Source organism: Streptomyces celluloflavus (genome assembly GCA_000720995.1).
GTDB lineage: Bacteria > Actinomycetota > Actinomycetes > Streptomycetales > Streptomycetaceae > Streptomyces > Streptomyces celluloflavus.
The window spans coordinates 20,814-44,393 of the sequence record JOEL01000032.1 but is presented as its reverse complement, the minus strand read 5'-3'; the positions used below and the strand labels follow the sequence as shown (position 1 = coordinate 44,393).

The following is a 23,580-nucleotide window of genomic DNA, read 5'->3' as shown; positions in this document are numbered from 1 at the left end:
ACGGGGACGGTGCCCACGCCCACCCGGCCGTAGAAACGTCCCTATGAGCACGCCGCCCCTTCACGGCCCTATGGGCGCCTCCATCGCATCCATCGCGTCCGCTACGTTCATCACGTCCGCCACATCTGGCTCATCCGGTATATCCGGCACATCCGCCGGGCCTGCCCCGTCCGCGCACCGGCACTGGCTGCGCGCGGGCTGGCTGATGACCGCCTCCGGCTGGAGCGCCAACCAGTTCTCCGCCCTCCTCGGCGCCTACCGCACCGATCTGGGCCTGACCACCGCCACCACCACCGCCCTCTTCGCGGTCTACGTCCTCGGCCTGATCCCGGGCCTCCTCCTGGGCGGCCCGCTCGCCGACCGCCGCGGCCGCCGCCCCGTCGTCTTCACCGCCCTCGCCGTCTCCGTCCTCGCGACCTGCCTCCTGATGGCGGGCCCCGCCGCCACCTGGGCGCTCTGGCCCGGACGCTTCCTCACCGGCCTCGGCGCGGGCGCCCTGCTCACCGCCGGCAGCGTCTGGATCAAGGAACTCTCCACCCCGCCGTACGGCACGGCCGCCACCCCCGGCGCCGCGGCCCGCCGCGCCGGCCTCTTCCTCTCCGCGGGCTTCGCCTCCGGCGGCCTGGCCGCCGCGCTCATCGCCCAGTGGGCCCCACACCCCATGATCACGGCGTACCTGCCCCACCTCGCCCTCGCCGCGGCGGCCGCCCGCTTCGCCGCCCACGCGCCGGAAACGTCGCCGGTCCGCATCGCCGCTGCGGCTGCGGCTGCCGCACGCGTCGGCGGGGAGGCGGCTCCCGTACACCCCACGACGGAAGCGGCTCCTGCACACCTCATCGGGGATTCCGCCGCGGCGCGTACCGCCACCACTTCGGAACCCACCTCCGCACCCGCTTGCGCGGCGGTTTCCGCACGCACCACCGGGGAGCCGGCCGCGGCCCGTATCGCCACCACTCCGGCCTCCGCTCCCGTACCCGCTCCTGCTCCCGTGTCTGGTGGTTCCGCCACCGCCTTCCGCCGCCTCGTGGTGCCCGTCGCCCCCTGGGTGTTCGCCGCCCCGACCATCGCCTTCGCCACACTGCCCGGCCTCGTCGACGCCCATCTGGACGGCTGGCAGACCATCTACGCCGGTGTCGCCACCGCCGTCACCCCCGGCGCCGGCCTCCTCGTGGCACCGCTCGCCCGCCGCCTCGCCGCCCGGCACCGCATCGCCACGGCCGCCGCCGGACTGGCCGCCATCGCCCTCGGCCTCCTCGTCGCCGCGCTCGCCGTCGTCCACACCCAGCCCGCCGTCGCCCTCGCCGCCGCGGCGCTGCTCGGCGCCGGATACGGCCTGTGCGTGGCGTACGGCCTGACCGAGGTCGCCGCCCTCGCCCCCGCCCACCGGCTGGCCCGCCTCACCGCGCGCTTCTGGGCCCTGTGCTACCTCGGCTTCATCACCCCGTACGCGATCACCCTGCTCGCCCATGCCTTCTCCCCGCCCGCGATCCTCATCGGCGCCGCCGCCCTGGCCGTACTCACGCTCGCGACGGTCACTTACCGGGGGACGCGCAGCTCCCTCTGAAACTCTGAACTGCTTCTGAACCCCTCTGATCCGCCGACGGCTCGGGCTCCCGGCGTCGGCTTCAGACCACCGTTCCCCCCGGCCCCGACCCGTGGATCAGCTCTCCGACCGCCCGCGCCGTCCAATATCCGGCCGCCCCCGGACGGCTCGCGACATAAGCGGCCACCGTCTCGGCGTCCCACGCCCCCGCCTCCAGAAGCCCCAGACACAGAAACCGCACATACGCCGCGGACGGCGGGACCCAGGCCACCTCGTCGATACCCCACGGCGCGGTGAAGGTGAGCACGGGCAGGCCGTCCAACTGCCCGGCGCACACCAGAGTCTCGTAGCGCCCCTCCCCCAGCACCGCCCGCCCCCGCGCCAGCACCTCGCTCAGGTCCAGGTCGGCGCCCGGCTCCCGGTACATCTCCTGCGCCGCGATATCGGCGAACTGCCCCGCCGACACCAGATGCGCCCGCGCGAGAACACGCCCCGCCGCCCCGGGGTCGTAGAAGGCCCTGCCCCCTCCCCACACCGGCGACTCGGTCGCGAAGTACACGGCCCCGGACACCTCGACGGGCACCGACGCGGCGGGCATGCCACGATCCCGGCACCCCGGATACCCCCGCGCCGCCCCGGGCGGCCGGCCCCCGGCGAGATAGCAGGCAAGCCTCTCCAGGTACATGTTCGACCCGTACGACATGTACCAGACCCGCCCCGGCGAGGGCCCGCCGCCCGCCCCCGGCTCGATGCTGCGCACGGAGTTCATACCCTGCCTCTGCCCCACCCCGGAGCCGACCGCACCTGCGACGTACAGGCGGCGGGCACGGCCGTGCCCGCCGCTTACACCCCGAACGCAGAAGGAATACCGCGTTCGAACCACACCACTACGCGTGGGCCACTGTCAGGAGGCGAGGATGGAGATGCCGTCTCCGAGCAGTTTCAGCCCGAGAACGAAGAACAAGACCGCCATCACGGCGACATTGTGCTGGGCTGCCCAGTCCTTCCAACCGCCGAGCGTGGTCTGCGCTCGCTCACCTCCGAGCAGGAAGACTCCCAGCGGTGCCAGCAGGCCGAGGGTGGCGATCAAGACGAAGATCGCCAGCGATGCGATCTGCTGCCCGACCGGCAGTCCGGCTGAGCCGATCGAGGCGCCCGCGGCGATGGTCAGCGGGGCGTTCTTGGCGTTGAGCGCGGCCAGGGCCAGTCCGAGTCCGAAGACCTTGACCGGCGTGAGGCGGTCGATCGCGCCCATCCACTTCGGCAGCTGGGCCTGCGAGGGATCCGCCGGGCGCCGGTGCCACTGCCGGGCACCGAAGAGGACCAGGAGCACACCCAGAGCGAGCTTGAGAGCTCCCGCCCAGGTGGCCGGGTGATGAGGGGTGGAGGCACCCGCAGGGGAAGCGATCGCCAGCATCACCGCGCCCAGCGCCGAAAGTCCCAGGATCCAGCCGACGGCGAACAGCTGTCCGTTGAGACGTCCCCGAGGCGTGGCGAGGATGAGGATGATGGCGATGATCGGGAGCGGGCTGATCGCCACACCGGCCGCAAGACCCAGCACGTCACCGAGAACTTTGCCCATGGCTACCTCCAGCGGGGTCGGGGCGGCGACCGGGTCGAGGAAGGCCGGCGCGGGCAGCCGCCGGCCTGTCGTGGACGTGCCCCGGGCCTGGCGAAGAGCCCCGGCGCGGTCGCCGCCGTCCCGGAACCGGCTCTTCCGAACGGCGGTCTCTCCGGCGCTCAGCCATCCGGACCGCTGAGCGCCTTCACCACTCCGCTCACGGGGCGGCGGGAACGGCGCCAGAGTGCAGCCGCAGGCTGTTACTCGGCCGGCCGAGCGCCCGGCTTCTCGGCCAGGCGGAAGCGGCTGCCCGGGAGCGTGACGACGTCGCACCCGGAACGTTCCCTGTCATCTTCCCGCGCCTCTGCGCATCTGTCCTCGGGAGCTCCGCAGCACGCGAGGACCCTTGACCGGCCGGCGCCCGAGGCTGCGCTCCGCATCCCCCCGGGCCGAAGATGCAAGGCAGCGCACGGGCGGTGAGGATGAAGAGGTGGGGGCGATGGCGGCCCGTATTCGGGCGCTGGGTGACCCTCGCACCGATCCGTGGCAGGAGAATCTCACGATGACTGCGACGACAGGTGCAGCCCAGTCAGCTCACCCCGAGCGGCCAGGCCGGTCGGACGGGGTGTGCAGCGAGTTCACCGTATTTACCAAGATCAAGCCGGGCGAGGCCGATGCGCTGCGTGAGGATCTCGCCACGCTCGCCGACGCGGCGGACGACGAACGCGTCCATGCGGCGGTGCGCCAGATCGGCACCCTGCACGACGCACGGCACGTGATCTTCGACAATGACACCCGGTTCATGTTCGCCAGCGTCTTCGACGGCTCCTGGGACACCTACATCGACGACTTCGCCCAGACGGTGGTCGGGGCCCGCTTCGACAAGGTCTTCTCGCACAGCGAAGGGTTCCCCGGCGTCAGCGATCCAGGGGCGAAGGACTGGTTCGTCGCCCACCAGGCGCCCGCGGGGGTCTTCGTCAGCGCCTATCCCGATCTGACCGTTCAGCAGATCTACAAGGACCAGCGCGTGGACGACGCCTTCCAGGAGGTGCTGGACACCCCGGAGTTCCGGGCGGCGCTGGACAACCCGGCCAACGCGGAGCTGGTGGCCACGCCCGCCTTCCAGAAGCTGCTGGAGGAGGCCGCTGCCTAGAGCCCGGACACAACCGATTTTCAGAGCCGCCCCCATCGGTGGACCGCGCCGGCGGGCACAGGCAGGCCGGTGCAGGGCTGCCCGGCAGAGACCGATGCGGAGGCACAACGGATCATGGACACCACGGACAGCAGCAGCACGGTCGGCGTGCACGTCGAGATTGACGACGTCCAGAGCGGGGCACTGCGTCCACGGCCGGTGCCGTACGAGGGAAGGTTCATCTTCCTGCGCGTCGATGACCGGCACGCCGGGCGTGCCTTGCTGCGGCGGCTGCTCCCGGTGACCTCAGGTGGTCTGCCCAGTGCGGACCGGAGCCGGGACGCCTGGGTGGCCGTGGCGTTCACCTACCAGGGGCTGAGGGCCCTGGGAGTACCTCAGGAGTCGCTGGAGAGCTTTCCGCGGGCGTTCCGTGAGGGCATGGCCGCCCGCGCGGAGCTGATCGGCGACGTGGGCCAAAGCGCTCCCGCCCACTGGGAAACACCGTTCGGAACGGGCGATGTCCATATCGCGCTGAGCGCTCTCTCCTCCGACTCGGCGCTGCTGGACAAGGAACTGGAGCGGGCCCGCGTCGCCTACGAGGACACGCCCGGTGTCCAGGTGATCTGGCAGCAGGACGTCCACCAGCTCCCCACCGGGCGCACCACCTTCGGCTTCCGCGACGGCATCAGCCATCCGAACATCGAGGGTGTAGGACTGCCCGGTTCCAACCCGCAGGAAGTGCCCATCAAGGCCGGTGAGTTCCTCCTCGGCTACCCCGACGAAACCGGCAGTCTGCCGCCCATGCCCAGCCCCGATGTGCTGGGACGCAACGGGACCTACGTGGCCGTGCGCAAGCTCCACACCAACGTGGCGGCCTGGCGCCGGTACCTGCGCGCGAACACCTCCAGCGCCCAGGAGGAGGCGCTCCTGGCGGCGAAGATGGTCGGACGCTGGCCCAGCGGAGCGCCACTGACCCTGACCCCGGAACACGACGACCCGGAACTGGCGGCCGATCCCCACCGCAACAACAACTTCCTGTACCGGGAGAACGATGATCGCGGCTTCCGGTGCCCCGCCGGTGCGCACATCCGGCGCACCAACCCCCGCGATGCCACCATCATCGGCGACGCACGGATGCACCGTCTCATCCGCCGCGGCACCACCTACGGCCCACCTCTGCCGGATGGCGTGCTGGAGGACGACGGCGCCGATCGGGGCCTCGTCGGCGTCTTCATCGGAGCCCATCTGCAACGGCAATTCGAATTCATCAAGGCCGAGTGGGTCAACGACGGCAACTTCATCGGCTACCCCGGCGAGAAGGACCCGGTGGCCGGGCATCACGACGGAACCGGCAGCGTCACCATCCCGGAGAAACCGGTCCGACGCCGCCTGCAGAACCTGCCCGGCTTCGTGGTCACCCGCGGCGGCGAATACTGCTTCCTCCCGGGCCTGCGCGCCCTGCGATGGCTCACCGAACTGGAGGGCTGAAGGCGATTCCCACCCTGAGGTCCGATCACGCTCTCCGAGGAGAGGTCGAAGTCATGGCAGCACAGTTCGTCCGCTACACGCCTGACGTCGAAGACGACGACCCGGACTTCGACCGCAACGTGCAGACGGTGATCGAAAAGACCGAGAGCTACATCGCCGAGTCGGTCGGCGCCGGTGGCACCGGACGCGCCCTCCGCGACGCCCACGCCAAGGGCTACGGGCTGGTCCGAGGGCAGGTGGAGATCCTGGACGGGCTGCCCCCCGAGTACGCCCAGGGCATCTACGCGACACCGGGAATCCACGACGCGCTCATCCGCTTCTCCAACGGCTCGCCGCACGCCGGATCGGACGCGCGACTGGGCGCCGCCACCGGACTGGCGCTGAAGATGTTCGACATCCCCGGCCCGACCCTGCTGGAAGACGAGCCGGACACCGGCACCTTCGACTACGCCAACATCAACGGACCGGTCTTCTTCTGCAATACGGTCGAGCACTACCTGTTCATCCAGGAACTGTTCCTGAACGCGCCGGCCTACTTCTCGCAGGGCCGACCCGGTGCACGTCGATTCTTCACCGAGTTCGTGACCGGGAAGGGAACGCTGGACCAGGACAACTGGGCGTGGGACGAGTTCCTGGCCTTCCTGCGCCTGTCCAAAACCCCTCCGGAAAACCTGCTGCTGTCGAGCTACTGGACGATGGGCGCGGTCCGGCACGGGGACTACATCGCGAAGGTGCGCATCACCCCCGACCCGTCTTCCGCCGCCGCGGTGGTCCGGCACACCATCGACCCGGCCTCGGCAGCGGAGGTCTTCCGACCCGCCCTGCAAGCCGAGTTGCAGGAGCGGCCCTACGCCTTCGACATCCAGGTCCAGCTCTGCACCGACCTGGAGCGCATGCCGGTGGAGGACACCACCGTGGAGTGGCCCGAGCAGCTCTCGCCGTCCGTCACCGTGGCGAAGCTGCGGCTGCCGCGGCAGGACATCTCCGGCCCGGAAAACCTGGAGAAGATGGACGCGCTGTCCTTCACGCCCTGGCGGGTCACCGCCGAGCACGCGCCCCTGGGCAACATCATGCGGGCCCGCAAGGAGGTCTACCGGCGATCCTCCATCGCGCGCCACAAGCTCAACCAGCAGCCGCGAACGGAGCCGCGCAGCGCCGACGAGGTACTCGGTGCCTGACCACTGCGACGATGCGTCAGCCAAGGCGGCCGGCCCTCACGGACCACTGCCGTCCACAGCCTGGCCATGAGACGCGCACGCGGCGGCCGCGGAGGCCGACCCCGTGCCGGACAGCGCGGCCAAACACGGCCAAGCACGCGTCAGCCACAGATCAACGGCTACCGGGAAAGGAAACGGCCCCCGACCAGATTTCCCCTGGTCGGGGGCCGTCCACGTGCGGAGGCTGTGGGATTTGAACCCACGGTGAGGGGTTACCTCACGACAGTTTTCAAGACTGTTCCCTTAGGCCGCTCGGGCAAGCCTCCCCGCGACATCGCCCGGCGGTGTCGCGGGGTTCAGACTAGCGCGTCACTTGTCGCCCGTGCGCTGGCCCAGGGTGACCTGGGTGGTGTGCTCCTTGCCGCCGCGCTGGTAGGTCAGGGTGATCTGATCGCCGGGCTTGTGCTGCCAGATCTCGCTGATCAGGGTGGGGCCGCTGTCGATCACCGTGTTGTCGAGCTTGGTGATGGTGTCGCCGGGCTTGAGGCCCGCCTTGTCGGCCGGGCCGTTCGCGGTCACCGGGTCGGAGCCGTCGTTGCCGCCCTGGGCGATCGTCGCGCCGTTGCCGGAGCCCCGCATGTCGACCTGGACGCCGATCTGCGGATAGACCGGCTTGCCCGTCTTGATCAGGTCCTGTGCGACCCGCTTCGCCTGGTCGATCGGGATCGCGAAGCCCAGGCCGATGCTGCCGGACTGCTGCGCCTCGCCGCCCAGGCCGCCGCCTCCGCCGTTGCCGGCCGACTGGATGGCGGAGTTGATGCCGATGACGTTGCCGCCGGCGTCCAGCAGCGGGCCGCCGGAGTTGCCGGGGTTTATCGAGGCGTCCGTCTGGAGGGCGCTCATGTACGAGGCGCTGGAGCGGCCGCCGTCGCTGGAGGCCACCGGGCGGTCCTTGGCGCTGATGATGCCGGTGGTGACCGTGCCGGACAGGCCGAAGGGCGCGCCGATCGCAATCGTGGCGTCGCCGACCTGGACATCGGCGGACTTGCCGAGCGGCAGCGGGCTGAGCGAGGCGTCCGAGACGTTCTTGAGCTTGATGACGGCGACGTCGTAGCCCTGGGCGCGGCCGATGACCTCGGCGTCGTACTTCTTGCCGTTGGAGAACGTCGCGGTGAGCTTGCCGCCATCGGCCGCGCTGGCGACGACGTGGTTGTTGGTGAGGATGTGGCCCTGCTTGTCGTAGACGAAGCCGGTGCCCGTGCCGCCCTCGCCGGACGCGCCCTGCGCCTCGATGGTGACGACGCTGGGCAGCGCCTTGCGCGCTATCCCGGCGACCGAGGTGGGCTTGCGGTTCAGCGCCTCCGGGTCGCCGGACGCGGAGACCGTCGTCGAGTCCTCGCGGCCCGCGGCCCAGAAGCCGATACCGCCGCCGACACCGCCGGCGACCAGCGCGGCCACCAGGACGGCGGCGATCAGTCCGCCGTTGCGCCGCGGCTTGGGCGCCTGCTGGCCGGGCGCGCCCCAGGGGTCACCGCCGCCCCCGTAGGGAGGCTGCTGGCCCCAGCCGCCACCGGGCGCGGCGTACGCGGTCCCGTACACGGGCACCTGAGCGGTCTGGTCGGCCGGCCCGCCCGGTGCCGCCGGACCACCCGGACCGGCGGGGGCGGCTCCGGCGTACGGGGACTGCGCGGGCTGCGGAGGCTGCGGGGGGTATCCCTGCGGCGCGGGCTGCTGCGGGTGCGCGGCCGTACGGTCCTGGTCGGCCGGGGTGGCGCCGCCGGGGGTGGTGACGGCGGGAGCGAAGTCCGGCGGCGGGGGCGCGGCCGGCGGGGTCTGGGGAGTCCGGGCGCCGGAGGCGGACGCGGCCGCGCCGTCCGATGCCTGGCCCGCCGCCGGCGGCTCGGCCTCCGGCGGGACGGCGGCGCCCTCGTTCTCGGTGCTCACAGCTCTCTCCTCAACTTCACGACGGTGCCGGCCCACGGCCCGCGGCCGTGTCCGGCGGTTTTGCGGTACTGCGGTTCTGCGGCCTTGCTGTCTTCTTCCGGGCCGTTGGTTCCTCGGTCGGTTCCTCGGCCCGGTGCCCCGGGAGTGCGGGCCCGGTACTCCAGGATTCAGGATCCGGGCGGTACGGGCGAGTCTCCGTCCCCCAGCTTTTCCCACCGTGCGTCAGGGCACCGTAAGCCGAGGCTGTGACTTTCCTCCGGGGCGCGCCCCCGTACACGGGTTCTCGCGCCCCGTTTACGGGCTTTCGCGGCTCTTCCCCGGCGGCGGACCGTCCCTGATCACCACGCACCCTCCGTTGCCCCGCGCGTCCGGGTCTCCCGTGGGGGCGCGCGCCCCGGTTCCCGCGCTCGCCCGTTACGCCGGATCATCGGTGCCGGGCGGGCCCGGCGCATCCCCTGGTCCGCGCCTCCCGGTAGCGCGCGGGCCGCCGGCGGCGGTGGATGGCACGATAACGCGGTGACCTCTGCACGCCCCGTCCAGGACGCCCGTCCGGGGCCTTCCGCCATTTCCGTCGTCGCCCACCGGGGCGCCTCCGAAGACGCTCCGGAACACACCCTGGCCGCCTACCGCAAGGCGATCGAGGACGGCGCGGACGCCCTGGAGTGCGATGTCCGGCTGACCGCCGACGGCCATCTGGTCTGCGTCCACGACCGGCGGGTGAACCGCACCTCCAACGGGCGTGGCGCCGTCTCCGCCCTGGAACTGGCCGATCTCGCCACCCTCGACTTCGGCTCCTGGAAGGCGGACGCGGACGACCACGAGGCCCCCGACCGGCAGCACGAGGATCCCGAGCGGACGTCCGTGCTGACCCTGGAGCGGCTGTTGGAGCTGGTCGCCGACGCGGACCGCCGGGTCGAACTGGCCATCGAGACCAAACATCCGACCCGCTGGGCCGGACAGGTGGAAGAGCGGCTGGTCGAACTGCTCGGCCGGTTCGGGCACACAGATCCGGCCAAAGACGCCTCGGTGCCGCCGCCGGTCCGGGTCATGAGTTTCTCGGCGCGCTCGCTGCACCGGCTGCGGGCCGCGGCGCCGGAGATCCCGGCCGTCTATCTGATGCAGTTCCTCACGCCCCGGTACCGCGACGGCCGGCTGCCGCCCGGCGTCGGTATCGCGGGCCCCGGCATCCGGATCCTGCGCGCGCACCCCGACTACGTCGCCAGGGCCCATCGCGCGGGCCACCAGGTCCATGTCTGGACGGTGAACGAGGCTGCGGACGTCGAGCTGTGCCGGGACCTGGGCGTGGACGCCGTCATCACAAACCGCCCGAAACAGGTACGAAATCAGCTCGGGCTCGGCTGAGATCCCTTACGGGGTGTGCACCGGCGCATTCGGCCTGTAGGCGATCGTGTCGAATGCGTCACCACGTAACGCTTGGCCGGTTTCCGGTCCAGTCCAATGGGGCATTCATCCCGTGGCGTGGGGCAAAGGAGGTCTCGGGGGTGGCGTTGATGGTGGCACAAGAGGTGCCGACGTCGTCGATCATGGCCGTACCCCATGGTCCAGCGGGTGTGGGCATGGCCAGACGGCGCATGCGTGAAGAGCTGTTGGCAAGTGGAGTTCAGGACACAGTCGTCGATGACGCGGTTCTTATTCTTTCGGAGCTGCTGAGCAATTCGTGTCGGCATGCGCGTCCGATATACGAAAACGGATCGCCGGATTCCGCACGGTCCGCAGGCCGAAGCACACCGCCCGAGTCCGTCCGCGCGTCCTGGCGCATCGACGCCCAGGGCGGACTGACGGTCTCGGTGACGGACGGTGGCGGCCCGACCCGGCCACTTCCGGCCACTCCTTCGGTCACGGCCCGCGGTGGCCGCGGGCTGGCGATCATCCGCTCGCTCGCCAAGGACTGGGGCGTACGGGACGCCGCCGCCGGCGAGGTGACGGTCTGGGCCGTCCTCTCCCTCCAAGACGCCTTCGCCGCGCGGGTGGGCCTCTCCCCGGAACTGGTCCACGGACCCATGGGCCTGTCGCCCGCGCTCGGCCGCGGGCCGGCCGCCGGTCTGCCGCCCGAGCTGGCCTTCGCGGACCTCGACGACCCGGTGTGACGGGCGCCGCGCGGCCACCGGGCCGCAGCGCGGTGCGGGTCCGGGACAGGGGCAGGCGGCTCCGGACAGGGGCGGGCGGGGACGGTCTGAACGGTACGGAGCGGGGTGCAACGGCCCTGCCGCGCAACGCTCCGGGCATCCTCTAGGCTCGCGCCGAAACGCGTCCGCACGCCCCGGAACGACCAGGAGACACCGCCGCCATGGCCAAGAAGCGCCGTCCCCAGCCCCAGGCCGCAGCAGCCACCCGACGCAAGGACGGTGCCGCCGCCGAGGGCAACTACCCGGTCGTCGGCGCCCGTGAGCCCTGCCCCTGCGGTTCGGGCCGCCGCTACAAGGCGTGCCACGGCCGCAGCGCCGCACACGCCGCCACCGAACTGGTCCAGCGCCCCTTCGAGGGACTGGCCGGCGAGTGCGACTGGGTCGCGCTGCGCGAGCTGGTGCCCGCCGCCACGGCCGAGCTGAAGCTGGCGGGCGGGCTGCCCGACGGCGTGCCCTCGGTGACGCTCGCGACGGTGCTGCCGATGGCCTGGCCCGCGCTGCGCCGCGACAACGGCGCGGTGCTGCTCGGCCTCCAGAACGACACCGCCTCCGGCGACCTCAGCCGCGATCTCGCGGACACCCTGCGGCGCGCGCTGACCGCGGAGCCGGGCAGTCCGGTCGCCGCCGGCCGGCCCGCCGCCGACGGACCGCGCCTCCAGGATCTGCTGGACCCGGACGCCGCTTTCGAGCCGATCGTCCACACCGGCTTCGAGTTCTGGGTGGAGAACGCCGAGAACGCGACGGGCGAGGTCGCCGCCTCCCTGGAGCGGGCCAACGCCGCGGCCGTCCCGACCGCCCGGATCCCCGGTCTGGAGGGCGCCTACTGGTGCGAGGCCCCGGAGAAGAACCATCTGCGCTGGGTCACCCCGTACCCCGAGGAGCAGCTGCTGGACGCGCTCGCCCGGCTGCACGCCGCCGGCACCGCCGCGCTCGGCGAGGACACCCGGCTCGTCGGGTCGTTCCGCGCCCACGGCTTGGTCGTACCGGTCTGGGACCTGCCGTCCGGGATGGGCGCCGACGAGGTCGCGGCGCCGGCTGCCGCGTTCGGTGAGCGGCTCGCGAAGGCCCTGGCGACGGACGCGCCGCTGACGGCCGAGGAGCGCCGGGCCCGCGGCGGCCTCACCAACCGTCAGATCACGCTGAGCTGATGGCGGCGGTCACGGTGCCCGTGGCGGTCGCGTTCCGGCCGCCCGGGACGTGAAACCCGTCACAACACCCGGTGCACACCCCTGATTGAGCGTCCGGAATTCCACGATCGAATTTGCGAACCGCCAATCTCTTGTTACCGTTCTAGGAGCCCGGTCGCTGGTGCATCCCCCGTCGCCAGCGACCGGGCGCTTCCATGTCCGGCGCCGGACGATCTTCCCCGGCCGGACCGGTCGCAGCTCCACCGGCAGCCCGCCCCCGCAGCGCCCCGGCACCGTCATTGGTCCAACCACCGCGTAGGCCCTCGGCTCGCCGAACCACCGCCCCGCTAGGCCGAGTTGCTGCCCGCGCGGAGCAGCAGCCGCTCGCCCGCCGCGTCGGAGAACTCCGCCACCGCGTCGTACGGCCACCGGTCCTGCCGCGCGTCCGCGGGCCCTACGGTCGCCGCGGCCGGTGTCTCGCACACCCCCGGTCCGTCCGCCGCGGCCAGCTCGCAGTGCACCTGGACGCTGCTGCGGTCCGGCCGCAGCAGCGTCAGCACGGCGCGCAACGGGTCACCCGTGGGGTTGCGGTAGTACGTGCCCGCCCAGGTCCTGCCGCCCTCGGCGAGGACGCAGGTCTGCGCCTCGATCCGCTGCGGAGAGGCGAGTTCGGGGCCGCAGCGGACGGTGCGGCGGCCGTCGGCGCGCAGCGGCGGGTGCCGGTCCGGGGCCGCGGCGGTGCGCGGGCGGCCGGTGGGGGCGCTCCCGTCCTCGGCGCGTGCGGCGTCCGCGGCGTCTCCCCGGCGGTCCGCTCCGGGGGCCGCTCCGGCGTCCGCGTCCCGGCCCGGCCGCTGCCCCGTGAACCCGTGCGGTGCGGCGGCGGAGGTCCGGCGGGCGTCCGGGGCCGCGGTGTCGGCCGGGCCGGCCGTGGCGGCGGCCAGGGGGACGGCGGCGGCGAGCGCGGCCGCGCCGGCGAGCGCGGTCAGACGGAATTTCTGCGCACGCTGCATGGGCCCCACCTGCGATTGACGTGCCGACGACGGCGGCTTGACGGTGGGCCGAACCTATCGGTCGGCGGCGGTGTCCCCGGGGGTCCGCACACCCATTTCCCGTAGCCGTCCGGGCCGCTCGCACCCGTACGGGTGAATCCGCCCGTACGGGTCGTACGAGCCGTGCGGCGAGGTGGGCGGGCGGGGCGGCGCCGGCTTCCGCCGCCCTTTCGGCCGCGACCTCGGCTCTGGGTCACGGGCGTGCGCTACGGGCGTGCGCCAACGACCCGCGCCGCCGGTCCTCTCCTCGCGCCGTGTCCCGTTCCCCGAGGCGCAACGCCCCGTCGCGAAAGGGAGCTTGGCGCCGTCCCCGTGCTCCCGGCCCCCTCCGGTCCGTCCCGTCCCGACCCGACTCCTCCGGTCCGTCCGTCCCGGCGGGTCAGTACGCGAGCCGGCTGCCGCCGTCCGGGGTGCTGGTGCTCGCGGTGACCAGGGCGTCCACGATCGTGGCCACCGTCGGCAGCCAGGGTCCGGCCGGGCCGGCGGCCGGCGGGCGCTCCCAGCGCACCTTGCCTGCGCCGATCTGGGACGGCGGGAGCACCACATAGCCGCCCTCGCCGTGGAACCGCAGCGAGCTGGGCACCCAGTCCCGGGAGTGCAGCAGCTCGCCCAACTCCGCCAGGTCGTAGGGCGATACGAGCAGCGACCAGCGGGTGGGGGTGGCGACCACCGGGCCGAGGCGGACGCCGAAGTGGTCCAGGGCCGCCAGCGCCCGCGCGCCCGCGACGGCCGGCAGGCTCACCGCGCACGGCGCGTGGCCGCCGGTGGCCAGCACCACCGGGGCATCGGGCCGGTTGGCCCACCACCAACGCACCATCCGGGGATCGGTGGTCGCGGCCAGCAGGCCGGGGTCGAAGGGGTGCGCGCCGGGCACCACGCAGTCGGGGTCGGGACAGCTGCACCGCCGGGCGGTCCGCTCGCCGAGGCCGAGCCGCTCACCCGCCGACGGCCGGCCGCCGGACCTGAGTCCCACACCCGGGAGTACGGGCCACTGCCACTCGGTGGCGCACTGGAGCGCCGCACCGAGCAGTGCCGACCTTCCGCCGCGCCGGAACAGGAGCTTGCGTCGCCTTCCGAGGATCTCGCGCATGAGCGCTCGTTCCTTTCCGTAACGCCGAGGGCTATGTCCTTCGCACTACATGCCGGTTCATGCCACTGTGTGGCGATTCATGCGACCTGGTCATGCAATCCGGAAGTCGATCACGCCACATGGATCATCATTGGTCACCGCGTGTACAGGGCAGCGCATCACGCCGTACGCCGAGCGTGGAACGTGGCGGCGGGTTGGCGGGCGACTGGCGCTTGCCGTTCCGTGGTGCAATCCCGCCACTTGAGAGTGCGTCGCGGTCGTCGTCCTCTAGGACGCCCGTGTCCGCCGGAGAGTTCCGGCGCGGCCCCAACTGGCCCCGCACCTTTCCGAGTACGTACCCGCCATCGTGCATATGACGCGCTGTTGATCGCGGTCAGTCGACCTCAAATTGACATCCATGGGGCCATTTTCAGGCCAATCTACAAACCTCGTTGACACCACAAACCCCATCGGGACAATGCTGGACATTACATCGTCGGTGCGTGTAGATGTGGAGGCATTGATAGCGGAGCAGCATGACATGGGGGTTTGCGATGCTATTGAGGGAATTGAGCGGTCGAGCGCACCGCACAACATCACTCAACAAAAAGCCGCACTCCCCACCAAAATGCGGCCTGACCTGGGGAAATACCTGGTCCGACGATAGCTGCCAGCCATGACCGCCTCCCATGTGCCGAAAGTGGCTGGAATCGAACCAGTACTTCCCGCCCCGTCGCACACTGCCGATCCGCCCGCGCCGAAAACCCGTGCGGACACCTCGCCGGACGCGTCCACGGACGCCTCATCGGCCCGCTCCCCGGACGCGCCCCCGGGCACCCGCCCCGGCGCCGCGCGGGACACCACCTTCGACCTCTCGCCCGTCGACCGGATCGCCGCGGTCCAGGACCGGCTGGCCGGCTGGATCTCCGACCTCAGCACACTGCACGACCTCACCGGGCAACTGGCCCGCACCCGCACCCTGGAGGACGCCCTCCACGAGACGCTGCGGGCGGGCGCGTCCCTGATCGGCGCCCGGCGCGGCCTGATCGTCCTCGAACCGGCCGACGGGCTCGGCCCGGTCACCACCATCGGCCTCGGCCTCGGCCACGCCGACATCGGCCACCTCGAAACCGTCCCGCGCCGCGCGCTGTCGTACGGCCGGATCCTGGACGGTTTCCCGGAGCCGGACGCCGATACGGCCGGCGGCGCCCGTACGGGACGCGAGGGCCGCGACGGGACGGACGCCCGCACCGGGGCCCCGTACCCGGGGGCCGGTGCCCGTACCGAGATCGCCGAACCCGACATCCCCGGCGGGCAGGACCTCGACCCCCGGCTGCGCGAGGTCGCCGCGCGGCTCGGCTACGCCGCCAGCTACGCCGTACTGCTGACCGCCGAACCGGTCGGCCGGACCGGCGCCGCCGTCTGGCTCTACGACGAGCCCGCCCGCCCCACCGAGCGGCAGCGCCACCTCCTCGGCCTCTACCGTTCCCACGCGTCCGAGCACCTCGCCCGCCTGCTCGCGCTGCACCGCCGGGAGCGGGCCGCGGCGACCCTCCGCGAGGAGCTGCTGCCCAGCCGGCTGCCGCAGGTTCCCGGCGTACGGCTCGCGGTGCGCCACAGCACCGGGCCGCGCGGCGGCGGCGACTGGTACGACGCGCTGCCGCTGCCCGACGGCGCGCTGGGCCTGGCCGTCGGCTCGGTCACCGGTTCCGGGCCGAGCGCGCTGGCCGCCATGGGGCGGCTGCGGGCCTCGCTGCGCGCGTACGCCGTGATGGAGGGCGAGGATCCGGTCGCGGTCCTGTCCGACCTCGAACTTCTGATGCGGCTGACCGAACCGGCCCGCACCGCCACCGCACTCTTCGCCTTCACCGAGCCGCCGTCCGGCGCGCCGGACGGGCCGCCCGCGCCGTCGCTGCCGGGCGCTCTCGCCGGCGCCCTCCCGCGCAAGCTGGTGCTCGCCGGGGCGGGGCACTGCCCGCCGCTGATCCTCGGTGCGCTGCGGACCGAGTTCGTGGAGACCTCGCTCTCCGCGCCGCTGGGCATGCTCGCCTGCTGGGAGGCGCCCAGCGTGGAGATCGAACCGGCTCCCGGCGAGACGCTGCTGCTCTACAGCGACGGGCTGCTGCACCGCACCGGTGAGGCCATGGACCACGCCTTCGCCCGGCTGCACGCCGCCGCCGCGAGCGTCCCCGGGGCGAGCCGCCGCGATCCCGAGGCCATCGTCGATCACATCCTGCGCACCCTGCTGCCGCAGGGCCTGGACGACCCCGCCTCGGAGGAGGACGTGGTGCTGCTCGCGGTCCACTTCGAGGAGTAAGAGGAGTACGGGCCCGACGCGGGTGCCGATGCGCAGGTGCGCCGGGGTGCCCGTGTGCCGGAGAGGTCACATGTTCCTGCCTCTGGACCGTTTTCGATCCGCACATACGATGGAACGCGGTTCAGTCTTAAAAGGAGGCATTGTGACCGACGAGCTCACACCGGAGACCCCGGACGAGGACGAGCAGCCGATCAAGCAGCGCAAGAACGGCCTTTACCCGGGCGTCTCGGACGAGCTCGCGGAGAGCATGCGGAGCGGCTGGGCGGACACCGAGCTGCGCGACCTGGAGCCCATCGAGCAGGCGCCGCACGCCGCCCGGCGCCGCGCGGCGCTGTCCCGGCGCTTCCCCGGCGACCGCCTGGTGATCCCGGCGGGCAACCTCAAGACCCGCTCCAACGACACCGAGTACGGCTTCCGTGCCTCGACGGAGTACGTCTACCTCACCGGCGACCAGACCGACGACAGCGTCCTGGTGCTGGAGCCCCGCCCGAACGGCGCCGAGGGCCACGACGCGACGGTCTACCGCCTGCCGCGCTCCAACCGTGAGAACGGCGAGTTCTGGCTCAACGGCATGGGCGAGCTCTGGGTCGGCCGCCGGAACAGCCTCGACGAGTCCGCGGCGCTGCTCGGCCTCCCCTGCAAGGACGTCCGCGAGCTGACCGGCCGGCTGTCCGAGGCCACCGGCCCGGTCCGGGTCGTACGCGGGCACGACGCCGGTATCGAGACCGCGCTGACCGACAAGGTCACCGCCGAGCGGGACGAAGAGCTGCGGGTGTACCTCTCCGAGGCGCGCGCGGTGAAGGACCAGTTCGAGATCGGCGAGCTCCAGAAGGCCGTCGACTCCACCGTCCGCGGCTTCGAGGACGTCGTGAAGGTCCTGGACAAGGCCGAGGCGACCAGCGAGCGCTACATCGAGGGCACGTTCTTCCTGCGCGCCCGCGTCGAGGGCAACGACGTCGGCTACGGCTCGATCTGCGCCGCGGGCCCGCACGCCACCACCCTGCACTGGGTCCGTAACAACGGCGAGGTCCGCTCCGGCGACCTGCTGCTGCTGGACGCCGGCGTGGAGACCAACAGCCTCTACACCGCCGATGTGACCCGCACGCTGCCGATCAACGGCCGGTACTCCGCACTCCAGCGCAAGATCTACGACGCGGTGTACGAGTCCCAGGAGGCGGGCATCGCGGCGGTCCGGCCCGGCGCGAAGTTCCGCGACTTCCACGACGCCTCGCAGCGGGTGCTCGCCGAGAAGCTCGTCGAGTGGGGCCTGGTCGAGGGCCCGGTCGAGCGGGTGCTGGAGCTCGCGTTGCAGCGCCGCTGGACGCTGCACGGCACCGGCCACATGCTCGGCCTGGACGTCCACGACTGCGCCGCGGCGCGCACCGAGGCGTATGTGAACGGCACGCTGGAGCCCGGCATGGTGCTGACCGTCGAGCCCGGTCTGTACTTCCAGGCGGACGATCTGACGGTGCCGGAGGAGTACCGCGGTATCGGCGTCCGGATCGAGGACGACATCCTCGTCACCGAGGACGGCAACCGGAACCTCTCGGCCGGCCTGCCGCGCCGCTCCGACGAGGTGGAGTCCTGGATGGCCGCCCTGCTCGGGAAGCAGAGCTGACGGAACGGGGCCGGGCGGCAGCGCCCGGCCCCGCCGCACACCGGCCGGCGCCTCGGAGGACGGGGCGCCGGCCGGTGTGTATGTCAGGGGGCGCGCCACACCCGATGCGTTCTGCTTTCTGTGTGCTGCGTTGTGTGTTCTGCGTTGTGTGTGAGGTGCGTGGCGCCGTACGTGGCCGGTGTGGCGTCAGTCGTCGGCCGGGCGGGCGCGGGTGTAGGCGCCGGCGCGGGCCGCCGCCCAGACCGCGGTGGCCGCGGACTCGGCCAGGGCCCGGTCGACCGGGCGGCGGGCGATCAGGATCCGGTAGTAGAAGGGCGCGCCGAGGGCCGCCAGCACCTCCGCCGCGTCGGTGTCGGCGGGCAGTTCGCCGCGTGCGACGGCGCGGTCCACCATCTGGCCGGTCGTCCTGAGCCGGTCCTCGAAGAAGCTCCGCAGCACCGTCGCCGACTCCGGGTCACGGGCCGCGGCGGCGACCACCGCCTCGATCAGGCCGCGCATCCGCGGTTCCCCGTAGAAGGCGCCGATCGCGTGGGCCAGCGCGCGCAGATCGCCGGGCAGCGTCCCGGTGTCGGGCAGCGGTACGGCGGCGCTCCGGTCGATCAGCGCCTCGCAGACCAGGCCCTCCATGCAGCGCCAGCGCCGGTAGAGGGTGGCGAGATGGACTCCCGAGCGCTGGGCGATCTTCTCCATGCTGAGCGCGGGGTACCCGCCGTCGCCCAACTCCTCGAAAACGGCGGCCAGTACGGCCTCCCGGGTCCGGGCCGTACGCCCTCCGGGGCGGGTGCCCCGTGGGGCGGGGTGCGCTGTGGTCACGGCGGCTCCGTATTGCAGTGCGAGTTCACGCCAAGTATTGTCCGAAACACATTAACGCGAGCAAGCTCGCGTTAATGACGCGCGCCGGTCCCGCGGGGGCGGGGACACCGCGGGGGAGGTCCTCTCCCGGCGGGACCGCGCCGCGCGCCGCCCCATGAGGCGATTTCCGGCCACTGGATGCCCCGGCCGCCGGGTGCCTGACTGCTGACGCCTGATTGCCGCTGCCTGATTACCGCTGCCCGGCCGCCGGCGTTCGTCCGCCGATGTCCGTCCGCGACGGATACGGGAGACGGCTCGTGCGACGCGTGCGGCCGTACTCGCCATGTGCGCTCCATGCGACGGGCCGCCCTGGCGGAGGCTGAGGTGCCTCGCCACGGCGGCCCGTCTGTGGAGGTGGTGCGGTACCGCTAGAGGATGCCCAGCAGGCCGAGGCCGAGCAGGCCACCGCGACCGCGGCCGTCACGGCCCTCACGGCCCTCACGGCCGTCACGGCACCCACGGCCGTCATCGCGGCCATAACGACCGTCATCGCGGCCGTAACGACCGTCGTCGAAGCGGCCGTAGCGACCACCGTCGAAGGCACCGAAGAGGCCACCGTCGAACCGACCGTCGAAACGGCCATCAAAGCGACCATCGAAACGGCCGCCGTCACCTCGGAAATCGTCCCAGCGGTAGTCCCAGCGGCAGTCACGATCGCGGTCGCCACCCGCCACCGAGGCCGGGGCGGCCTGGGGGGCCGCCTGGGCTATACCGGCGAGCGGGACGATGGCGACGGCGGCGAGCGCCGCGGCGGCTGCATAGCGGCCGATGAACTTACTCATACGTCTCTCCTGGTTGGAGGAATCGGACAGTTGATCGATACCGCGCGACGCCCCGCACTGTGCACGCGACACGAACTTCCACCCGTTAGGGAGAGAAATTGCGCCAATCGCCATATATCACCCGGCACGTCCGGGCCCATCCGGGTCAAGGACCGGGGGCTCCGGCGTGACCCGCGGGCCGTGCGACTCCGTACGAACGTGCGGATGGCCGTCGTACGGCGAGATACGCGTACGACGGCCATCGGGAGGGGGAGGCCGGGCGCTCGGAGGAAGTCCGGGCCCGCGGCAGGATACGGATGCTCGGTCGGAGTGCGGGCCTGCGGGCCCTCGGGCTGGGTGCGGACCGTCAGCCGGGGTGCGGACCGCCGGCAGTGGGCGGGCTCTCGGCGGTGGGCGGACGGTCGGCAGTGGGCGGGCTCTCGGCAGTGGGCGGACGGTCGGCAGTGGACGAGCTCTCTGCAGTAGGCGGACGGTCCGCGGTGGACGGACGGTCCGCGGTGGGCAGATCGAGGTCGGTGCACAGCGCCCAGATGATGAAGATGTCGATCGCGATCGCGACCAGCGCCCAGAGCGGCTGGTACGGCAGCCACAAGAAGTTGGCGATCAGCGCGATGCTCACGATCCCCACACCGACCGTTTTCGCCCCGGGTACGTGCCGCAGGATGCTGAGTCCGGTGAGGGCGACGATGACGCCGATGATCAGGTGGATCCATCCCCAGATGGCGATGTCGAACCGGAAGAGGTAGGTGCCGACCCGGGCGTACACGTCGGTCTCGACGATGCTCACGATGCCGACGAGCACCGCGATCACGCCGTACACGAGCATCAGCACACCGGCGAACATCGTGCCGCCACTCGCCCATGCGCGGCGGCCGGCACCGTGCCTGCCGCCGCCGTGTCTGCCGCGCTCGGCACTGCTGCCGGTTCCGGGTCCGGGTCCCGTTCCGGGTCCGGGTCCCATTCCGGGTCCGGGTCCGGGCGTCTCCGGGGTGGGGGATGTACCGGCCATGGCGGGCCTCCTGTCAGTGGCCTCCCACGGTGCGACCGGGTGGCCGGCCCGGCGACCACAGCGGGGCCGTTCGGGTGACGCGGCGGCGGTGCGCGGAACGGGGTCGGCCCGGGGCAGCCGCGCTCCCCCGCGACCCGACCGAGCCGCGTACGCGCGGACTCACCGTGCCGGATCAGCGGTAGTCGCATGACGCCCGATCCCGGGCGGGCGCCTGCCGTCAACTCCCGTGTTGGCGCGTTCCGTTGGTGCCGTGTCCGGTTTCCCCTCGGTCCCGCGTTCCCGTTAGTGAAGCGTTAGCCGATCGTCAGCGGGGGTGATCAAGCTGGGCGCGCACAACCCGACGGACAGCACGTACGCACCCCCATGGAGAGAGCTTGATGTCGCTCACCAGCAGCGCCTTCCGCCGCGGCCACCGTGTCGCCGCCGCCTCGCTGATCGCCGCCACGGCGCTCGCGGTCACCGCCGGCACCGCCTCCGCGCAGTCCGGCAGCGCCCCGCAGCCCGCGTCCGCCACCTGCGCGGCCAAGGACCTGGGCCTGCGCCTCGGCGACTCCGACCCGGGCGCCGGGAACATCCGCTACCCGCTGGTCTTCACCAACAAGGGCAAGAACACCTGCTCGCTCCGCGGCTTCCCCGGCGTCTCGCTGCTGGCCGGTGACGGACAGAAGATCGGCGCGCCCGCGACCCGCGAGGGCGCTGCGGGGCAGACGGTCGAACTGGCCCCCGGCAAGAGCGCCCATGCCACCCTGCGCACGATCAACGAGGGCCTCAACGACACCCCGTGCTGGACCACCGGGAAGATAGTGCACGTCTACGCGCCCAACTCCAAGGACGCGATGACCCTGCGTACCCAGGGGCTCCGGGTGTGCGGCGGCGTCTTCACCGTCAGCGCCGTCACCCCGGGCACCGAGGGGTGAAGCCCGACTGCGTGCAGCCGTGAACGTCGGGGCCGCACGCCGTAAAAGCGGGCAGGGGATAAGAGGGGACAGTGGGGGAGGGCGCCGGACCGGTGCCCTCCCCCACTGTCCCCTCCCCTGTCCTGTCCTCACGCCTGTCCCCTCGCCCGTCCCCTCCGGTTCCCTGTCGGTGCGGAATCCGCAGGTGTGCCGCCGGACATGCCCCAGGTATGCCGCTGGACATGCCACCGCAGTGACCCTCAGGTATGACCCCCGGACATGTCCTCGGGGATGACCCTCAGGTATGACTCTCGGGCCGGCCCCGGACCGGCGCCCGATGCCCGGCGAGGCACCGCGAGACGCCGCTCGGCAGGGCGTGGCCCGGTGGCGCCGGTGCCGGCCGCGGTGTCGTACACCCCGTCCCGGCGAGTGCCGTGGCGTATCCTCCACGATCACCGAACGTCCCCTGCCGACCGCGCTCCGGGCCAACCGTCACCCCGGATCACGAGCGGCAGACGAACCATCCCCGTACGACCGACGTCTTACCTGCCGACCCGGCACACCCGACTTACCCGTCTTACCCTCCACCCACGAGGTTCCCGTGCGTGAATACCTGCTGGCGCTCTGCGTCACCGCTGCGGTCACCTTCCTGCTGACCGGGCCGGTGCGGAAGTTCGCGATCGCGGCCGGCGCGATGCCGGAGATCCGGGCGCGTGATGTGCACCGCGAGCCGACCCCGCGACTCGGCGGGATCGCCCTGTTCGGCGGGTTGTGCGCGGGATTCCTGGTCGCTTCCCATCTCCCCGGCCTGCGCCGCGTCTTCGAGGACTACAACGAACCCCGCGCACTGCTCACCGGCGCCGCGCTGATCTGGCTGCTCGGGGTCCTGGACGACAAGTGGGGCGTGGACGCACTGGCGAAACTGGGCGGCCAGATGATCGCCGCGGGCGTGATGGTGTTCCAGGGGCTGACGATCCTGTGGATCCCGGTACCGGGCCTCGGCACCGTCTCGCTCAACCGCCCGCTGGGCACCCTGCTGACCGTCGCTCTGATCGTCATCACCATCAACGCCGTCAACTTCGTCGACGGCCTGGACGGGCTGGCCTCCGGCATGGTCTGCATCGCTGCCGCGGCGTTCTTCCTGTACGCGTACCGGATGTGGTTCGGCTACGGCATCCAGGAGGCCGCGCCGGCGACCCTCTTCTCCGTCGTCCTGATGGGCATGTGCCTGGGCTTCCTGCCGCACAACATGCACCCGGCGCGGATCTTCATGGGCGATTCCGGGTCGATGCTGATCGGTCTGGTGCTGGCGGCGGGCGCGATCTCCCTGACGGGCCAGCTGGACCCGGACGCGCTCAAGCTGTTCGCCGGCTCGGAGCGCGCCGCCACCCGCGGAATGGTTCCGGTCTACATCCCGCTCCTGCTGCCGCTCACCGTGATCGCGATCCCGGCCGCCGACCTGATCCTGGCCATCGTGCGCCGTACGTGGAACGGCCAGTCCCCGTTCGCCGCCGACCGCGGGCATCTGCACCACCGGCTGCTGGAGATCGGCCATTCGCACAGCCGCACCGTGCTGATCCTGTACTTCTGGTCCGCGCTCTTCGCGTTCGGCACCGTCGCCTACTCCGTACGGAACGCCAGCATCTGGATAGTGCTGGTCATCGTGCTGCTGAGCGCGGTCGGCCTGGTCCTGCTCCTGCTGCCGCGCTTCACCCCACGGGCCCCCGTCTGGGCACAGCGGCTGGTACCACCCCGCTACCGGCGCCGCGCGGCGGGGCTGCCGGGCCGGTAGGTCTGGTGTGACGGGGACACGGACGCATGGGGCCTACGGGGTCGGCGGGGCGGGCGGGGGCTTCCGGGCCTACGCGAGCTCCCGGACCTGCGGGGAC

The 23,580-nt window shown here is 72.2% G+C and carries 18 protein-coding genes, 1 tRNA gene and 1 pseudogene; 11 read left to right on the top strand and 9 right to left on the bottom strand.

The window, feature by feature from the left end; genetic code table 11:
* Window positions 1-205: 205 nt before the first annotated feature.
* A complete protein-coding gene (locus IH09_RS25095) occupies window positions 206-1,564 on the top strand; it encodes an MFS transporter (protein WP_052859774.1) in 1,359 nt (452 codons plus the stop codon).
* Between the two features lie 61 nt (window positions 1,565-1,625).
* Here IH09_RS25095 and IH09_RS25090 read toward each other — a convergent pair whose 3' ends face one another.
* Window positions 1,626-2,312 (bottom strand): hypothetical protein, encoded by a 687-nt coding sequence (locus IH09_RS25090; protein ID WP_052859773.1) that lies wholly within the window; start codon window positions 2,310-2,312, stop codon window positions 1,626-1,628.
* 135 nt (window positions 2,313-2,447) lie between these two features.
* Complete coding sequence (locus IH09_RS25085) at window positions 2,448-3,125, bottom strand: GAP family protein (protein ID WP_052859742.1); 678 nt, start codon at window positions 3,123-3,125, stop codon at window positions 2,448-2,450.
* A 541-nt stretch (window positions 3,126-3,666) separates the two neighbouring features.
* Between IH09_RS25085 and IH09_RS25080 the strand changes: the two genes are divergently transcribed.
* From IH09_RS25080 to IH09_RS25070, 3 genes are all read left to right on the top strand, one after another.
* The gene (locus IH09_RS25080; protein ID WP_240150395.1) at window positions 3,667-4,257 is read left to right on the top strand and encodes a hypothetical protein; all 591 of its coding nucleotides are present in this window, start codon (window positions 3,667-3,669) and stop codon (window positions 4,255-4,257) included.
* A 114-nt stretch (window positions 4,258-4,371) separates the two neighbouring features.
* The gene (locus tag IH09_RS25075; RefSeq protein WP_052859740.1) at window positions 4,372-5,724 is read left to right on the top strand and encodes a Dyp-type peroxidase; all 1,353 of its coding nucleotides are present in this window, start codon (window positions 4,372-4,374) and stop codon (window positions 5,722-5,724) included.
* Window positions 5,725-5,777: 53 nt separating this feature from the next.
* Window positions 5,778-6,902 (top strand): catalase family protein, encoded by a 1,125-nt coding sequence (locus IH09_RS25070; RefSeq protein WP_052859739.1) that lies wholly within the window; start codon window positions 5,778-5,780, stop codon window positions 6,900-6,902.
* Between the two features lie 217 nt (window positions 6,903-7,119).
* Here the strand turns inward: IH09_RS25070 and IH09_RS25065 are convergent.
* Window positions 7,120-7,207, bottom strand: a tRNA-Ser gene (locus IH09_RS25065).
* A gap of 43 nt (window positions 7,208-7,250) precedes the next feature.
* A complete protein-coding gene (locus IH09_RS25060; protein ID WP_052859738.1) occupies window positions 7,251-8,825 on the bottom strand; it encodes a trypsin-like peptidase domain-containing protein in 1,575 nt (524 codons plus the stop codon).
* Window positions 8,826-9,341: 516 nt separating this feature from the next.
* Between IH09_RS25060 and IH09_RS25055 the strand changes: the two genes are divergently transcribed.
* The 3 genes from IH09_RS25055 (at window position 9,342) to IH09_RS25045 (ending at window position 12,120) form a co-directional block, all read left to right on the top strand.
* Window positions 9,342-10,187 carry a glycerophosphodiester phosphodiesterase gene (locus IH09_RS25055; protein ID WP_052859737.1) on the top strand — a complete coding sequence of 282 codons (846 nt, stop codon included), beginning with the start codon at window positions 9,342-9,344 and terminating at the stop codon, window positions 10,185-10,187.
* 53 nt (window positions 10,188-10,240) lie between these two features.
* Window positions 10,241-10,933 (top strand): ATP-binding protein, encoded by a 693-nt coding sequence (locus IH09_RS37880; RefSeq protein WP_094793679.1) that lies wholly within the window; start codon window positions 10,241-10,243, stop codon window positions 10,931-10,933.
* 200 nt (window positions 10,934-11,133) lie between these two features.
* On the top strand, window positions 11,134-12,120 hold the full coding sequence (locus IH09_RS25045) for a DUF5926 family protein (protein WP_052859736.1): 987 nt from the start codon (window positions 11,134-11,136) through the stop codon (window positions 12,118-12,120).
* 326 nt (window positions 12,121-12,446) lie between these two features.
* Here the strand turns inward: IH09_RS25045 and IH09_RS25040 are convergent, their stop codons facing one another.
* Together IH09_RS25040 and IH09_RS25035 are read right to left on the bottom strand one after the other, a co-directional pair.
* Window positions 12,447-13,109, bottom strand: coding sequence for a hypothetical protein (locus tag IH09_RS25040; RefSeq protein ID WP_052859735.1), 663 nt, complete (start codon window positions 13,107-13,109; stop codon window positions 12,447-12,449).
* A 418-nt stretch (window positions 13,110-13,527) separates the two neighbouring features.
* Window positions 13,528-14,238, bottom strand: a complete 711-nt coding sequence (locus IH09_RS25035) for a bifunctional DNA primase/polymerase (protein WP_052859734.1) — start codon at window positions 14,236-14,238, stop codon at window positions 13,528-13,530.
* A 679-nt stretch (window positions 14,239-14,917) separates the two neighbouring features.
* Here IH09_RS25035 and IH09_RS25030 point away from each other — a divergent pair.
* Both IH09_RS25030 and IH09_RS25025 read left to right on the top strand, forming a co-directional pair.
* Window positions 14,918-16,534: a SpoIIE family protein phosphatase gene (locus IH09_RS25030; RefSeq protein ID WP_052859772.1), complete on the top strand. Its 1,617-nt coding sequence runs from the start codon at window positions 14,918-14,920 to the stop codon at window positions 16,532-16,534.
* A 142-nt stretch (window positions 16,535-16,676) separates the two neighbouring features.
* Window positions 16,677-18,152 (top strand): aminopeptidase P family protein, encoded by a 1,476-nt coding sequence (locus IH09_RS25025; protein WP_052859733.1) that lies wholly within the window; start codon window positions 16,677-16,679, stop codon window positions 18,150-18,152.
* Window positions 18,153-18,338: 186 nt separating this feature from the next.
* On the opposite strand, the gene IH09_RS25020 is transcribed toward IH09_RS25025, so the two are convergent.
* The 3 genes and pseudogenes from IH09_RS25020 to IH09_RS40705 form a co-directional block, all read right to left on the bottom strand.
* On the bottom strand, window positions 18,339-18,965 hold the full coding sequence (locus IH09_RS25020) for a TetR/AcrR family transcriptional regulator (protein WP_052859732.1): 627 nt from the start codon (window positions 18,963-18,965) through the stop codon (window positions 18,339-18,341).
* Between the two features lie 407 nt (window positions 18,966-19,372).
* A complete protein-coding gene (locus IH09_RS25015) occupies window positions 19,373-19,786 on the bottom strand; it encodes a hypothetical protein (RefSeq protein WP_052859731.1) in 414 nt (137 codons plus the stop codon).
* 511 nt (window positions 19,787-20,297) lie between these two features.
* A pseudogene (locus IH09_RS40705) lies at window positions 20,298-20,795 on the bottom strand (DUF7144 family membrane protein); the annotation flags it as partial.
* A 377-nt stretch (window positions 20,796-21,172) separates the two neighbouring features.
* On the opposite strand from IH09_RS40705, the gene IH09_RS25005 reads away from it, so the two are divergent.
* Window positions 21,173-21,712 carry a DUF4232 domain-containing protein gene (locus tag IH09_RS25005; protein WP_052859730.1) on the top strand — a complete coding sequence of 180 codons (540 nt, stop codon included), beginning with the start codon at window positions 21,173-21,175 and terminating at the stop codon, window positions 21,710-21,712.
* Window positions 21,713-22,292: 580 nt separating this feature from the next.
* Window positions 22,293-23,483, top strand: a complete 1,191-nt coding sequence (locus IH09_RS25000) for an MraY family glycosyltransferase (protein WP_094793671.1) — start codon at window positions 22,293-22,295, stop codon at window positions 23,481-23,483.
* Window positions 23,484-23,580: the final 97 nt, after the last annotated feature.